This is a genomic window from Macrococcoides goetzii (assembly GCF_002742385.2).
GTDB classification, from domain to species: domain Bacteria; phylum Bacillota; class Bacilli; order Staphylococcales; family Staphylococcaceae; genus Macrococcoides; species Macrococcoides goetzii.
Map to the genome: position 1 here is coordinate 1,022,983 of NZ_MJBI02000001.1, position 16,166 is coordinate 1,039,148.

Annotated in this window: 13 protein-coding genes and 1 pseudogene; 4 read left to right on the plus strand and 10 right to left on the minus strand. The window is 32.8% G+C overall.

Annotated elements, in window-relative coordinates:
• The first annotated feature begins 4 nt into the window (after positions 1–4).
• Both BFS35_RS05330 and BFS35_RS05335 read left to right on the plus strand, forming a co-directional pair.
• Complete coding sequence (locus BFS35_RS05330; protein WP_099580533.1) at positions 5–370, plus strand: globin domain-containing protein; 366 nt, start codon at positions 5–7, stop codon at positions 368–370.
• Between the two features lie 19 nt (positions 371–389).
• A complete protein-coding gene (locus BFS35_RS05335) occupies positions 390–1,172 on the plus strand; it encodes a DsbA family protein (protein WP_099580531.1) in 783 nt (260 codons plus the stop codon).
• A gap of 324 nt (positions 1,173–1,496) precedes the next feature.
• On the opposite strand, the gene pepF is transcribed toward BFS35_RS05335, so the two are convergent.
• The 4 genes from pepF to spxA all read right to left on the minus strand — a co-directional run bounded on the left by pepF (position 1,497) and on the right by spxA (position 5,618).
• The gene (gene pepF, locus BFS35_RS05340) at positions 1,497–3,305 is read right to left on the minus strand and encodes an oligoendopeptidase F (protein ID WP_099580529.1); all 1,809 of its coding nucleotides are present in this window, start codon (positions 3,303–3,305) and stop codon (positions 1,497–1,499) included.
• 36 nt (positions 3,306–3,341) lie between these two features.
• Positions 3,342–4,334, minus strand: coding sequence for a competence protein CoiA (locus BFS35_RS05345; RefSeq protein WP_099580527.1), 993 nt, complete (start codon positions 4,332–4,334; stop codon positions 3,342–3,344).
• A 76-nt stretch (positions 4,335–4,410) separates the two neighbouring features.
• A complete protein-coding gene (gene mecA / locus BFS35_RS05350; protein ID WP_099580525.1) occupies positions 4,411–5,079 on the minus strand; it encodes an adaptor protein MecA in 669 nt (222 codons plus the stop codon).
• A 143-nt stretch (positions 5,080–5,222) separates the two neighbouring features.
• The gene (gene spxA / locus BFS35_RS05355) at positions 5,223–5,618 is read right to left on the minus strand and encodes a transcriptional regulator SpxA (protein WP_096076985.1); all 396 of its coding nucleotides are present in this window, start codon (positions 5,616–5,618) and stop codon (positions 5,223–5,225) included.
• 474 nt (positions 5,619–6,092) lie between these two features.
• On the opposite strand from spxA, the gene trpS reads away from it, so the two are divergent.
• A complete protein-coding gene (gene trpS / locus BFS35_RS05360) occupies positions 6,093–7,085 on the plus strand; it encodes a tryptophan--tRNA ligase (RefSeq protein ID WP_099580523.1) in 993 nt (330 codons plus the stop codon).
• A gap of 54 nt (positions 7,086–7,139) precedes the next feature.
• On the opposite strand, the gene BFS35_RS05365 is transcribed toward trpS, so the two are convergent.
• From BFS35_RS05365 to BFS35_RS05390, 6 genes and pseudogenes are all read right to left on the minus strand, one after another.
• On the minus strand, positions 7,140–8,801 hold the full coding sequence (locus BFS35_RS05365; RefSeq protein WP_099580521.1) for a peptide ABC transporter substrate-binding protein: 1,662 nt from the start codon (positions 8,799–8,801) through the stop codon (positions 7,140–7,142).
• A 340-nt stretch (positions 8,802–9,141) separates the two neighbouring features.
• A complete protein-coding gene (locus tag BFS35_RS05370) occupies positions 9,142–10,101 on the minus strand; it encodes an ABC transporter ATP-binding protein (protein WP_099580845.1) in 960 nt (319 codons plus the stop codon).
• 260 nt (positions 10,102–10,361) lie between these two features.
• Entirely contained in the window at positions 10,362–11,435 is a 1,074-nt protein-coding gene (locus BFS35_RS05375; protein WP_111714384.1) for an ABC transporter ATP-binding protein, read from the minus strand.
• Between the two features lie 14 nt (positions 11,436–11,449).
• Positions 11,450–12,430 (minus strand): annotated as a pseudogene (opp3C, locus tag BFS35_RS05380) (oligopeptide ABC transporter permease); the annotation flags it as partial.
• A 77-nt stretch (positions 12,431–12,507) separates the two neighbouring features.
• The gene (gene opp3b, locus BFS35_RS05385; RefSeq protein WP_099580517.1) at positions 12,508–13,434 is read right to left on the minus strand and encodes an oligopeptide ABC transporter permease; all 927 of its coding nucleotides are present in this window, start codon (positions 13,432–13,434) and stop codon (positions 12,508–12,510) included.
• Positions 13,435–13,589: 155 nt separating this feature from the next.
• Complete coding sequence (locus BFS35_RS05390; RefSeq protein WP_099580515.1) at positions 13,590–15,227, minus strand: peptide ABC transporter substrate-binding protein; 1,638 nt, start codon at positions 15,225–15,227, stop codon at positions 13,590–13,592.
• 318 nt (positions 15,228–15,545) lie between these two features.
• Between BFS35_RS05390 and BFS35_RS05395 the strand changes: the two genes are divergently transcribed.
• A complete protein-coding gene (locus tag BFS35_RS05395) occupies positions 15,546–15,908 on the plus strand; it encodes a DUF3899 domain-containing protein (protein WP_158554258.1) in 363 nt (120 codons plus the stop codon).
• The last annotated feature ends 258 nt before the right edge of the window (positions 15,909–16,166 follow it).

Genomic DNA, 16,166 nt, shown 5'->3' on the forward strand with positions numbered 1-16,166 from the left:
TCAGATGGATACGATTTATGATCGCATCGGCCAGGATAATTTATATCAAATGATAGATATCTTTTATTCTTATGTTAAAGAAGATGAACGTATTAATCATTTATTTCCTGGTGATTTTAATGAAACAGCTCGAAAGCAAAAACAATTTTTAACACAATTTTTAGGAGGACCAACGCTCTATTCTGACGAACATGGTCATCCCATGATGCGTGCACGTCATATGCCTTTTGCGATAGGAGAATTTGAAAAAGATGCATGGCTCGAAAATATGACGAAAGCTGCATATGAAGTACCGATGGATGAAGATGTTAGAACATACTTATTGCAACGTTTAACACTTACTGCTGAACATATGAAAAATGTCGATTAAAGGATGAAGGTGATGTAGAATGGGACAACTACAATTAATGGTAAATCAAACGCGAGAACAATTATCGCCTAATAAAAAAATAGAGATTTATTCTTTCTTTGATCCTTTTTGTAAAGATTCTTGGAAACTTAAAGCAACTTTACGTAAATTGCAAATTGAATACTATCAATTCGTAGATATTAAACAAATTCTACTTCCTACTTTGAAAGTACTCACAAAATGTCAGGCACAAAGTACAACTTGCGATGATAATATTGCTTTAGCATTTAAAGCAGCTGAATTACAAGGAAGAAAGAAAGCGAATCTATTTTTGAACTTTATACAGAATGAAATAATGCCAAAACAAGATATAATCACAAAAGAATTGATTATGCATTGTGCGCAAAAAGCAGGATTAGATATAGAAGTCTTCACTAATGATATACGTAGTAATCATGTTACTTCCTCATTAAAGTGTGACCAACATATCGCAAATGAAATGGATGTCAATGTTACACCTACACTTGTTTTCTTTAACGAAAATTATGAAGATGAAGGATTAAAAGTAGAAGGTATTCACGCTTATCATATTTACACATATATCATCAATGAACTTGTAGAAACGCCGATAGAAAAAAAGTTACCACCAACCCTTTCAGAATATATTCGTGAACAGGAAATGGTAAGTGAACATGAACTCGAAACTGTTTATGAATGGCCACATAATATATTGATGAATGAATTACGAAAATTAAAGCTCCAGAATATTATTGAAGATGTTTATTATGATCATGATTTATTCTGGCGTTATAAATCACTATAATATATCACACAAAAACATATCGTACGATATCGGTTTTTGTGTATCTGTTTTTTAAAAGAAACTATTAGTACAGTTTTATTATTTTTCATATCCGTTATTCTTCTAATAAAATATAATATAAAAAATCTCATAAAAAAATACCGTGTCTGATTACACGGTATTTAAACAAAGGGGATGGGAGAAATTTTTCACTCAAACAAAGGGGTATGTTTGGTATGTGATTAATTTCATGTACTTAATATAACACGTAATTTATTCTGTTTCAAATAAAATGGATACTTTTCACAAAGTTGACATATTGTAAACGCATTCACTACTTATTTATTATTTTGATAACTTTATTAATCTTTCAAATTCATCTAACCTTTCCTCAAACACTTTACAAGCATTTTCAATAGCAGCGCTTGATGTCATATCGACACCTGCTTTTTTAAGCACTTCGATAGGATAATCAGAACTACCTGCTTTTAAGAAATGATTGATATAACGATCCACAGCAGGTGCGCCTTCTTCAAGAATTTGCTTGCTTAACGCAAATGCTGCACTATAACCTGTTGCATATTGATAAACATAATAGTTGTAATAAAAATGTGGTATACGGCTCCACTCATATTGAATATTATCATCCGTTATAACAGCATCTCCATAATATTTCTTATTCAATGCAGCATACTCTTTATTTAATCGTTCAGCTGTTAATGGTTCATTATTTTCAACGATTGTATGGATGATATGTTCAAATTCAGCAAACATCGTCTGTCTGAATACAGTCCCTCTGAATCCATCTAATTGATAATTAAGTAAATATAACTTTTTCTTTTCATCGTCTAAATTTTTATACATATAATCTGCCAGTAATGCCTCATTACATGTTGATGCCACTTCAGCCACGAATATTGAATAACCTGACATATTGGATGGCTGATTCTTTCTAGAAAAATAGCTATGTGCACTATGTCCAAATTCATGCGTTAATGTAAATGTATTGTTTACATTATCCGTCCAGTTCATTAAAATAAATGGATTTGTTCCAAAAGTACCAGATGAATAAGCACCACTACGTTTTCCTTTATTTTCGTAAACATCTACCCAGCGATTTGTTAATCCTTCTTTTATAACTTCAATATATTCACTACCCATTGGTTCAAGTGATGCCAGCATCCAATCTTTCGCTTCTTCATAAGTTACTTTGAATTCAACGTCTTCTATTAATGGCGTATACATATCATACATATGCATTTCATCTAGACCTAATAATTCTTTACGTAATGCTGTGTAGCGATGTAATAATGGCAGATGATCATTAACCGTCTGTACTAACGTATCATATACAGACTCCGGTATATCATTGTTTGATAAAGCTTGATGACGAGCGCTTTCATAATTTCTTACTTTACTTGAAAATACACTTGCCTTAACTTTTCCTGCGAGTGTTTGTGACAATGTATTATTAAACTCACCGTATTTAGCGTAAACCTCTTTATATGCATTTTCACGTAATACACGATCATCAGATTCTAAATAAGTAATATAGTTACCATGAGATAACGGTAATGAATTACCATCTTTATCTTTTATGTTATCAAAAGTTAAATCGGCATTATTAAACATACTAAATGTATTACTTGAAGCAGAAAGTGCTTCCTGAGCTTCAGCTAATATCAATTCTTCCTTTTCACTAAGAACGTGTTCACGTCGTCTATTTATTTTTTCAAGATCAAATTTAAAACGCTCTAATCCTTTATGCTCTGCAATAAATGTATTTAACTGTGATTCATCAATTGTCATCAGTTCCGGTAACATAAAACTCCAGGCAGATGAGAATTGACTTGCAAGTGTTGCAGCGCGTTGCTCAAAAGCAGTATACTTTGCATTCGTTGTATCTTCATCATGTTTAAGATGTGCATATACATAGACTTTACCTAATAGTTCATCAATTTCTGCATCTAATAGTAATGCATTTAACAACGTTTCACTTGAACTACCTAGTTTACCTTGAAACGCTTTTTCTTTGCCAAGATACTCTGAAAGCTCAGTAAAGGCACTTTCCCACGCGTCATCGGATTTAAATATTGTTGTTAAATCCCATGTGTTTTGCTCTTGTTGTTCGCTTCTTGTCATTAATTCTGTCATTTTAAATCCTCCATTTCATTAATACATATAATTTTCTCATTTTTCAGTCATTAATGCACGCATTTGATTTGATATATGCTGATAAACTTTTAAGATGTGTAAAGCGAGTTCTGGATGCGATACCATCAAGTTACTTTGTTCGGATAATTTTAAGCAATTCAACCATTTTTCAAAATCAAATTGTTGATTGTGAATCATCACCATCAATTCAACCTGCCATTCTATTGGATGTTTATCAATATAAATCTGTTCAGGTATTACAATGCGTATGTATTCCGGAATATTTCTATGATCTATTCTCAGTCGATAAAGACCACTTAATGTGGGCTGCAGCACTGACTTTTTCGCTAAGCAATTTTGAATATGCTTTTTCGTTTCTATCTTGCTCAATACACGATGTGTCATCTTTAGCTGATTATCAGAAATAATAGAAAGTATCACTTCTCCATTCATAATCCTAATAATATTAATTTCAAATTCATTATGGTTCAGTACGCGTGTAATCTGTAAGGCAAAAAAAGATTTTAACTGCGTATGATAAGCAAACAATACATTACTTGCTAAATGAATTAATGATTTTTGAAAGTATGTAAGTTTCATTTGAGTACCATTGATTTTAATATCTTCAAATTTAGCAATCCATATTACGTCTACACCGATTGAATTGTAGCCAGAGGTTCTTGCAACAATGTGAGAAATTGGTATTACTGACATCTGCAGTTCAAATGCGATAGAAGAAGTATGATAACAGTCAGGTATCTGCTCAATTGATGACAAATAATATTCCATAAAACATGTAGAAGGATGAAATAAATCATATAGACAATATTTACCTTCTATATGAGCGACTGTTTCTTTTTTGTATGTGTACATAAAACAATCTTTTAAAGTTTGATGTGCAAAATGCGGTAACTTAACTTTTCCTTTTTTTAATACAACTGGTCTGTTGCAAATTGGACATGTGTATCGTCCTGCCAATGCGCGATTTGCCTCAATTAATTCTCCGGCATCATTTAAAGCAACAAGCATAAAAAAGCACCTCCTACTTATATATAGTAGAAAGTGCTAAAAGTATTTTTTACAATTGTGTAAATATTGTAAATCACTACAATTTAAAATATTTTTGTACTTGATGTTTCACATTATGACTCATCACAACTTTTCCATACTCTTCAAGTTGTTCTTTAGAAATACGTGATTCATCAGCATACTCTAATACATGCGCAACATATGTATGTACTTCATCATCTAATAAACGTTCGTCAAACTGTACATAATAATAATATCTTCCTTCATGCATATAAAGCAGGTCTTCAATGTCGATATCGAGATGATCATCATAACTGAATTGGATAACATGCTCAAGATCATCAAAGTGTGCAATAAATTCATTATCAAAATCATTTATTTCAGAAGCTTTCATTAATAAATCACGTAACTCTTTTTCATCCTGAACTGATTTATTTAAGAAATCGTTTACCTGATATTCAAGATTTTCAGGTGATTCATCATCCGGTAAATGTAAAACGTCATCTTGTTTAGTTTTTGTTACGACAAATTCAATACCTTTATCAAATGCATGGACTTGTATCCACAATGGTCCTTCAACAAAAAATTCTTCCTCTTCGTTGATTTCTTCCATCATAGACCAAAAGAACGCTTCACCAGCTTTACGGTTCGTCCATAAATCATCGCGTTTAAATCCTCGAGCCTCTATATCTGCATATGTTAAATAAAATTTTAATGTAGTGTCATTTACGCGTTCAATTCTCATGGTCTATTCCCCCTATCAATAGAATTGTAAGTCTATTGTACATTAAAGGGTATATAGTCACAATGAATTAACCTTAAAATGATACATAAAAAAGCTGTCAAATTCGTTCATGTGAACAAATTATGACAGCCTGTTAATTTAAATTAATCTACCATACGTTGTGCTTCTAATAATTGGAACGTGCGCACTTTACGTGGTAAGAAACGTCTAATTTCGTCTTCATTGTAGCCAACTTGTAAACGCTTTTCATCTAAAATGATTGGACGACGTAGTAACCCAGGATTTTTTTGAATAATTTCATATAACTCCTGTAATGGTAATGCGTCAATATCAACATTTAATTTTTGGAATGTTTTTGAACGTGTAGAGATGATTTCATCTGTACCATCTTCTGTCATTCTTAAGATTGCTTTTATTTCATCAATTGATAAGTTTTCTGAAAATATATTACGCTCCGTATACGGAATGTCATGTTCTTGTAACCATGCTTTCGCTTTACGGCAAGATGTGCAACTTGGTGAAGTAAATAATGTTACCATACATCTCACTCTCCTAATTGTGTTATTTATCGGTTAGATTATTATTTGTATAATTTATCTTAAACCCTTAATTATATTTACCCTATACGTGTTAACTTAAACATTGTCAAATGATAAAACTTAAAATAATTATAAAATTATATTAAGCAATCTAGTGTAAGATAAATGCTATAGATGTTTGTTCTAACCTGATATTCTTATTATATTATCTGAACATTAAAATTTAATGAGAATTCTCTAATAAAATGAAAATAATTATCTGAACATTCAATCATAAATCACTCAAGATAGTCTCACAAAATTTTATTATTTACTCTTACACTATACACCTTATAAACCCTTTTTACAATACGTTTTCATTAGTTTTCATTTTTGTCACATAATAAATTAATCATAATATTTATGATATCTGTTTATTTATTATATCCGTTTATATAGTACAATATACTTACTATTATTAAAGGAGTTTTATTTATGCAAACATTATTTTCAGGAATTCAACCGAGCGGTGTTCCTACAATCGGAAACTACATCGGAGCATTACAACAATTTGTTGAAATTCAAAATGACTATGACTGCTACTTTTGTATTGTTGATCAGCATGCGATTACTGTACCTCAAGATAAAGCGGCATTAAGAAAGAATATCCGTTCTCTTGCAGCACTTTATCTTGCTAGTGGATTAGATCCGGAAAAAGTAACGCTCTTCATTCAATCAGAAGTACCAGCTCACGCACAGGCAGGCTGGATGCTGACAACGATTTCAACGATTGGTGAACTAGAACGTATGACACAATTTAAAGATAAGGCAAAAGATCGTAAAGAAGGCATTCCTGCAGGATTATTAACTTATCCACCACTTATGGCTGCGGATATATTATTATATGGCACACATATCGTTCCTGTCGGTGATGATCAGAAACAACATCTTGAATTAACGCGTGATCTCGCTGAACGATTTAACAGTAAATATAATGATATATTTACGATACCGGAAATCAGAATGCCTAAAGTCGGTGGACGCGTGATGAGTTTACAAGATCCAACGAAAAAAATGAGTAAATCTGATAGCAATACGAAAGGATTTATCTCTCTCCTTGATCCACCGAATACAGTAGCTAAAAAAATCAAAAGTGCAGTTACTGATTCTGAAGGGATCGTAAAATATGATAAAGAAAATAAACCAGGCATTTCTAATTTATTAGGCATTTATTCAATCTTCTCAGGTAAAACGATTGAAGAACTTGAAGTAATGTATGATGGAAAAGGTTATGGCGACTTTAAATCAGATTTAGCAGATGTTGTTGTAGCATTTATTACACCCTTTCAGGAAAAATATGAATACTACATGAATTCACCAGAACTTGATGAAATACTTGATCGTGGTGCTGAAAAAGCAGCATTTAAAGCAAATAAAATGCTTAAAAAGATGGAAAACGCAATGGGCTTAGGCAGAAAAAGAAAATAAAAATAAAAATAAAGCACTTCACTGAATTTCAGTGAAGTGCTATTTTAGTTGTAACTATTTTTTACCTTCGATTGTAACTTCTTTTAAAGTAGTATCTCCGGCAAATTTATGAACAACATAGTTTTTGATGTACGGTTGACGTAAACGTGCAGTTCCACGTTGATACATCGGAATGATTGCTGCATCTTCTAAGAAGATTTGTTCAGCTTCTTGTAAAGCTGTCCAGCGTTTTTCTGGATCTGCTAATAATGGACCTTTAGCATCTTTAACTAATTTATCAAATTCTTTGTTTGACCAATCCATTTGGTTATGTGGACCGTCAGTTACGAACATATCGATAAATGTCATTGGGTCTGGATAGTCAGGACCCCAACCAGCAAATGATAATTCATAGTTCTTTTTAGATTCTAAAGCTAATTTTTGTTTAAATGGTTGTTGTTTAATTTTTAAAGTAACGCCAGGTAAGTTCGTTTCTAATTGTTCTTTAACATATTCAGCATCTTTTTTAGATGTATCTGCATCATAAGTTAAGAATTCAAATGTAAACTTGTCTTTACCTAATTCTTTTTTCGCTTTATCTAAATATTTCTTCGCTTCATCTTTGTCATAGTTTAATGGAGATTTAACACCTTCACTATAATCTTTACCGTCTGGACCTTTAACGAATTCTTTAGGCATTAAAGCATCTGTTGCTACAGAACCGTTATTTAATAAAGTTTTTACATATTTATCTTTATCGATTGCTTTCGCTAAAGCTAAACGTAGGTTTTTGTTTTGTAAATCTTTATTTTTAGATTGATTGATACGTACAAAGAATGTTGAAGATCCTAGTTGAGTTGAGAACTGATCTTTGTATTTAGCATCGTTTTTGTATTTATCTACGTTTTCAGCAGATAAACCTACAGCATCAATTTTACCAGTAGTGTATAAGTTTAAAGCAGTTTGTGTTTCTTTAACGATTTGGAAGTTTACTTCTTTTAACTTCACTTTATCTTTATCCCAGTATTCTTTGTTTGGTGTTAACTGGAAGTTTTTCTCAGTGTTCCACTCATTTAATACGAAAGGACCATTGTATAAAGTGTCGTCTTTAGTTGTACCGTACTTGTCACCTTTTTCTTTAACGAATTTTTCGTTTTGTGGTAAGAAAGTACCGAAAGCTAATAATTCCTGGAAGTAAGGAACGTTAGTTTCTAATTGAATTTCTAATGTGTTATCGTCAATTGCTTTAACTCCTAACTCATCAGGTTTCGCTTTACCTTCCATGATTTTGTTAGCATTTTTTAAATCTGCCATAATATATGCATATTCAGCACCTGTTTTAGGATCGATTGTACGTTTCCATGCATATTCAAAATCTTTCGCTGTTACAGGGTCACCATTAGACCATTTCGCATCTTCACGTAATTTGACTGTCCATGTTTTACCGTCTTTAGACTTTTCAGGATCTCCTTCTGCTACACCAGGTACGGCTTTATCGTCTTTATCTAAAGTATAAAGACCTTCCATTACTTGGTTGAATACATTAAAAGATACTTGGTCAGTTGCCATTGACGAATCCATAGATGGAATATCAGAACCTTCTGCAAAGTTCAATACTTGGCTGTCTTTGCCGTCTCCACCAGCAGATTTTTTATCTCCGCCAGAGCCAGAACAAGCTGATACAAAGCCAGTTAAAGCTAATAATAAAACTAAAAACCATTGAAAATTCTTTTTCATTCAACTTCCCCCTACATATAAATTATTCAATCTGCTGTTTGGAATATTCAGAAGATTTGTATTAATTATATTTTATATTTCAGGGTATAGCAATACTTTTTTTATACATTTTTTAATTTTTTTGAATATTTTATTATTTTATATTTATTCACATTCGTTTATTAAGTATAACTTTAAAATTCTTATAGAATGCCTTTATGACGGTAAGTTATATTTCTTATGTTTTGTTAACATTTATAAAGTATGTTTTTTCCTTTTTATTACTTTTTATAAATATATAAAGATTTGTGCATAAAAATAAAGGACATTGAGATTAATGCTTCTCATTGTCCTTTATTGATTAATAATTATGATTATAAGATTTCTTTAATGCTTCGTATTCTTTCGGTGAACAATATACGAAATGATCTGGAGCAACTTCACGTAACTCTAATACATCGTCAGCTGTGTACGCATGAACATCCGGATTGTAAGTTTTACGTACACGCGTTCGTTCTGATTCTGGATCAGGTAATGGAATTGCAGATAACAATGACTTCGTATATTCATGAAGTGGATTGTTATAAATCGCATCCGCTGGTCCTACTTCAACTAATTTACCGAAATACATTACACCGATACGGTCTGAAATGTATTTAACCATTGATAAATCATGGGCGATAAATAAAAATGTAATGCCACGTTCATTCTGTAATTTCTGCATTAAGTTTACAACCTGCGCCTGAATAGATACGTCAAGTGCTGAGATTGGCTCATCGGCAATAATAAACTCTGGTTCTACTGCTAATGCACGTGCGATACCGATACGCTGACGTTGTCCTCCTGAGAATTCATGTGGATAACGGTTAGCATGTTCTTTTGATAAACCTACTGTCTCAAGTAACTCGTAAACACGGTTTGCACGATCCTGTTTATTCTTTGCAAGTTTATGAATATCAATACCTTCAGCAATAATATCCATAACTTTAAGTCTCGGGTTAAGTGATGCATATGGATCCTGGAAAATCATCTGCATACGACGATTAAACTTCAATAAATCTTTTTTATTTTTAATTGACTGAATATCAGTCCCATCAAAGATAACTTCTCCACCTGTTGCATCATATAACTTAATCAGTGTACGTCCTGTTGTTGATTTACCACAACCTGACTCACCTACAAGACCTAAAGTTTCACCGCGATAAATATCAAATGTAATATCATCGATAGCTTTTACTTCATTTTTCTTGCCAACGTTAAAATATTGCTTTAAATTTCTTACTTCAATTAATTTTGTTTTGCCTTCAGCATAGGGTTTAATCCCCGCTGCTTTTTTTTCTGCTTCAGTAAGTTTAGTTATATTCAATTCAGATGCACTATATTGTGACGCATCTTCTTTAATTTCATCTTCACTTACCTGAATTGGACCATCTTCAATAGTGTGCTCTGCAGTATGGTCTATAACAGGTTCATTTGTATGTGTCACAGTTTTTTCAACTTTAACATCTTGTGTTGTATTTCCTGTCTCATCAATTACTTTAACGCGACCTTCTGTATTGTTATGAACTCTATCGTCTCTCATTAGAAGCTAACCCCCTCAACACGTTTTGGTTCTGCATAGTCACCAGGCATAGGGCGCAGCTTTTGTTTAACCATTTCTGGCGGTTCAACTTTAGGTGCTTGCGGATCCATCAACCAAGATTTCACAAAGTGTGTATCTGAAACCTGGTACCAAGGTGGCTCCTGTTCAAAGTCAATTTGTAATGCGTAATCTGAACGTCGTGCAAAAGCATCACCCACTGGCGGTTTAATTAAATCTGGTGGTGTACCAGGAATGGCAATTAATTCTGTATCCTGATGTGTATCTAAACTTGGCATAGATGATAATAATCCCCAAGTGTATGGATGTTTAGGATTATAGAAAATTTCATCTACTGTTCCTGTTTCAACAATTTGTCCACCATACATTACTGCAACGCGATCTGCTACGTTTGCAACTACCCCTAAGTCATGTGTAATGAAGATAATTGAAGTATCAATTTTCTTCTGTAAATCTTTCATCAATTCTAAAATTTGTGCCTGAATTGTTACGTCAAGTGCTGTTGTAGGTTCATCAGCAATTAGAATTTTCGGGTCACATGCTAGTGCCGTTGCAATAACGATACGTTGACGTTGTCCACCAGAGAATTGGTGAGGATAGTTATTGAAACGACCTTCTGGATTTGGAAGTCCTACTAAACGTAAAATATCTAATGCACGTTCTTTCGCTTCTGCTTTAGATAACTTTTGATGTTTAATCAGCGGTTCCATAACTTGCTTACCAATTTTCATTGTCGGATTTAATGAAGTCATTGGATCCTGGAAGATCATCGAAATATCTTTACCACGCACTTGCTGCATTTCTTTTTCTGATAGCTTTGCAATATCTTTACCATCAAACAAGATTTCTCCTTCTTTAATACGTGAAGGTGGTGATGGTAACAATCTCATAATCGCTTTCGTCGTTACTGATTTACCTGAACCAGACTCTCCAACGATTGCTAATGTTTCTGCTTTATCTAAGTGGAAATCAACTCCACGTACTGCCTGAACTTCCCCCGCGTTAATATCGAAGGAAACTTTTAAATTCTTAACTTCTAAAATTCTTTCTGCCATTCTAATTTCCTCCTTTATTTACGCATTTTCGGATCGAATGCATCACGTACACCGTCACCAAATAAATAGAAACATAAGATTAATAATGATAATACTGCAGATGGAACAAACATTTGGTATGGGTGAATCAATAACATTTTACGACCATCGTTTACTAATGCCCCAAGTGATGTCATCGGTGGCTCTAAACCTAAACCGATGAAGCTTAAGAATGCTTCGAAGAAAATCGCTCCAGGGATAGAGAACATTGCTGTTACGATAATTGGTCCTAACGTGTTCGGTAAAATATGTTTGAAAATTAAACTTCCGTTAGAAGCACCTAATGTTCTTGACGCTAAAATATATTCTTGCCCTTTTAATTTTAAGAATTGTCCACGCACGATTCGGCTCATACCGATCCAGCCGGTAAGTGACATGGCTAAGATGATTGTCCATAGACTACCACCGAAGAGAATTACGAATAAAATCATGATGATTAAGTTAGGAATCGATGCAATAATCTCGATGATACGCTGCATCAATGTATCTACCCAGCCACCAAAGAAACCTGAAATAGATCCATAAGTAATACCGATTACAACGTCTAAGAATGCTGCTACGATACCGATAAATATAGAAACTTGTGTACCTTTCCAAGTACGTGTAAAGATGTCACGTCCAAGCGAGTCAGTACCAAACCAATAAGCTTCTTTAACGTTCTTAGATTCATAAACATCGAAACCATCTTTATCTTTACCGTCGAATGGTAAGAATCCTACATCTTTAAGTGCCATAATTTTAGGCGGTAAGTTTGAATGGTCAACGTTTTGCGCACGATACGTGTGACCACTAATCATTGGCCCGATAAATGCCATTAATGTTAATAGAATTAAACCGATAAGTCCCAGAATTGCAGCTTTGTTAGCTTTTAATTGTAACCATGCATCCTGCCAGAATGTCTTAGATTCACGCTCGATTTTTTCTTCATTGATTTCGTCACGGTTTGCTAATACAAATGAACCAGGAGGTGTCGCTAAATTTTGATTTAAATTTGCATGATTAACATTTTCTTCTACTTCATTAAATTTTGCCATTAATCTTTACCTCCTTGTACACGAATACGTGGGTCAATGATACCGTATAAGATATCAACGATAAATAATACTGCTACGAATAATGCACAGATAAATACTGTAAGCGCCATAATAACTGGATAGTCATTCATTTGAATAGAACGCACGAATTGATCTCCAAGACCAGGAATACCGAAGATTGTTTCGATCGTAAGTGCTCCTGTTAAGATACCAACTGTCATTGGACCAATTAATGTAATGATAGGAATTAATGCATTACGTAATGCATGTCCAAATAATACTTTAGAAGTTGAATTACCTTTAGCACGTGCTAAAGTAATATAGTCTGAACTTAAAACCTCAATCATTTCTGAACGGATATACCTTGCGATAGTTGCAATAACACCCGCTGATAGTGCAATGGCTGGTAGTACTGCATAATCAAAACCTTCCCAACCTGCAACCGGGAACCATTGTACTTTAACTGCTAAGAAATATTGTAATAAAACGGCTAAAACGAATGAGGGTACTGAAATAGCAAGTACAGAGAACACAGTTGCTAAGTAATCTACCCAAGTATTTTGTTTCACTGCTGCGATAACCCCTAAAATAATACCAAGTGTTACCCCAATAATCATCGCATAAAGTCCGATTTCAGCAGATGGTCCAAGACGAGGAATAATTAATCCTAATACGTCTTTATTATCATATTGGAATGATACTCCGAAATCTCCTGTCGCTGCTTTCTTTAAATAATTTAGAAATTGCACTCCTAGTGGATCGTTTAATCCATATTTTTCATTCACGATTGCTTTCTGTTCAGCTGATAACTTTTCATCGTTGAACGGTGAACCAGGCATTAATTTCATTAAGAAGAATGTAGCCGTAGTAACAATGAACAATGTTAAAAGCATATAAGAAATTCGTTTAATCGTATATTTTAACATGCACTTCTTCCTCCTTATAATCATATAGCGCAAAATCATTTTTTGCTCTAATACTATAATAACTAAATTTTCTCATAATTCATACAACTTTTTTTATTTATTTAAAAAGAAGGATATAAGTTGCATATCCTTCCTTCTAAATTGGTTTCAAGATACTATTTCTTAATTTCAGTTTCTTTGAATGAATAATCTCCAGCAAATTTATGAGAAACAATGTTTTTCACGTATGGTTGCGTTAAGAATGCGCCACCACGTTGATAAATTGGAATAATAACTGCTTCATTTAAGAATTCAGTTTCTGCTTTTTGTAATGTCGTCCAACGTTTTTCAACATCTGTTAATAATGGACCATTCGCTTCATCAATTGCTTTGTCATACGTTTTTGAAGACCAGCCAGTTTGGTTATGTGGTCCGTCAGTTACAAACATATCTAAGAAAGTCATTGGGTCTGGATAGTCAGGACCCCAACCACCTAATGATAATTCATAGTTCCCTTTAGATTCTAAATCTAATTTTTGTTTGAATGGCTGTTGTTTAATTTTTAATGTTACACCTGGTAAAGTCGATTCAATTTGTTCTTTAAAGTATTCAGCATCTTTCTTAGAAGACTCTTGGTCGAATGTTAAGAATTCAAAAGTGAATTTATCTTTACCTAAAGCTTTTTTCGCTTTTTCATAAGAAGCTTTTGCTGCTTTTGCATCGTAGTTTAATGGAGAATTAACACCATCAACATAGTCTTTACCAGCTTTGTCTTTAACAAAGTCTTTTGGCATCAATGTATCGATTGCAATAGAACCATTGTTTAAATTGTTTTTAACGTATTTTTCTTTATCGATAGATTTCGCTAAAGCCATACGTAAATCTTTGTTTTGTAAATCTTTATTTTTTGCCTGGTTCATTCTAATGAAGAATGTTGAAGCATCTAATTCTGTAGAATAGTTTTTATCATTTTTGTATTTACCGATAAATTCTGCAGGTAAACCTACACGATCAATTTTACCTGTTGTATATAAGTTAACACCTGAGTTAGCATCTTTTAAAACTTTATAAGTAATTTTATCTAATTTTACTTTATCTTTGTCATAGTACTTATCATTTTTTGTTAAAGTAAATTTGTCTTCAGTTTTCCATTCACTTAATACGAAAGGACCATTATATAATGTATCTTTTTCTGTCGTACCGTATTTTTCGCCTTTTTCTTTAACGAATTTTTCGTTTTGAGGTAAGAAAGTCCCGAATGCTAATAATTCTTTGAAATAAGGCTTAGATTTTTCTAATTCAAATTCTAAAGTTGTATCATTTACTGCTTTAACACCTAATTCAGAAGGTTTCATTTTACCTGTATTAACAGCTTCTGCATTTTTTAAGTCGTACATGATGTAAGCATATTCTGCAGCTGTTTTAGGATCTAGTGCGCGTTGCCATGCAAATACGAAGTCATTTGCTGTAACTGGATCACCATTTGTCCATTTTGCATCGTCGCGTAATTCTACTGTCCATTTTTTACCGTCATCTGAAATTTTTGGTTCACCTTTTGCAATTGCAGGAACCGCTTTGTCATCTTTATCTAATGTATATAGACCTTCAATCGTTTGGTTATATACATTGAATGATACAGCATCAGTTGCTAAAGATGAGTCCATTGTTGGGATATCACTTGAAGCAACTAAACGTAATGTTTTATCGTCGCCACCAGCAGTATCACCAGAACCACCTTTTTTACCTGAACATGCAGCAAGTACCATAGTAATTGCTAGAAATAAAACTAATAAAGATTTTACCTGTCTTTTCATTTCTTTCCCCCATTTCTAAAAATGCCTCTGTTAATTTTCAGAAGATTAACTTTATTATAAATGTTATAGTAAATAAATAGCAATAACTTTTTATACATTTTTCTTAATATTTTTAATACTTTTTATACATGTATAGTGCACTAAAGTGTTAAATTTTATGCATTTTTATACTGTATTATGTATATAAAAATTTCATCAGTGTTGTTGTTATCAATAATTGTAATATATTTTAAAATGATTATTCATTTTTATAACATTTTATATGCATTTAAAGAAATAAAAGATATAATAAATAAAGTTAATACAGGAGGAATATATGTGAAAAATTACATGATTATTTTTGCGATAGAAACAGGTTTAGCTGTTATATACGTATTGTTTAGTGGTCTAAAATTATTAAATTTCTTAAACGGTATCTTTGCTGTTTCAATAATTGGATTATGTATCGGATTATTTATGATGATGTATAGTGATGGGGCATATAGTATTATGGGGCATTCCTTTAGAAAGTTTAATTACATGATGGCACCGAAACGAATTAAGGAAACGATGGATGAAGATCCAGACTTCAATAAAGAATTGCGCATCAGACAGGAAAAGTATATATGGACTAATCCGATTTTATTTGTATCGCTTGGATTAGTGATTATAAGTTTAATTGCTATGTATAGCATGGTGTAGCATATTGATGATAAAGATGATGGCCGTTATTTTTAGTTTATCGGCCATTATTTTGGTATTCAGACTAGTTTTGAGAGTTCATAGCCGATGTTTTTGGTTTATCGGCCATCATTTTGGGATTCAGACTAGTTTTGAGAGTTCATGGCCGATATTTTTGGTTTATCGGCCATCATTTTGGGATTCAGACTAGTTTTGAGAGTTCATGGCCGATATTTTTGGTTTATCGGCCATCATTTGGTATTCAGACTAGTTTTGAGA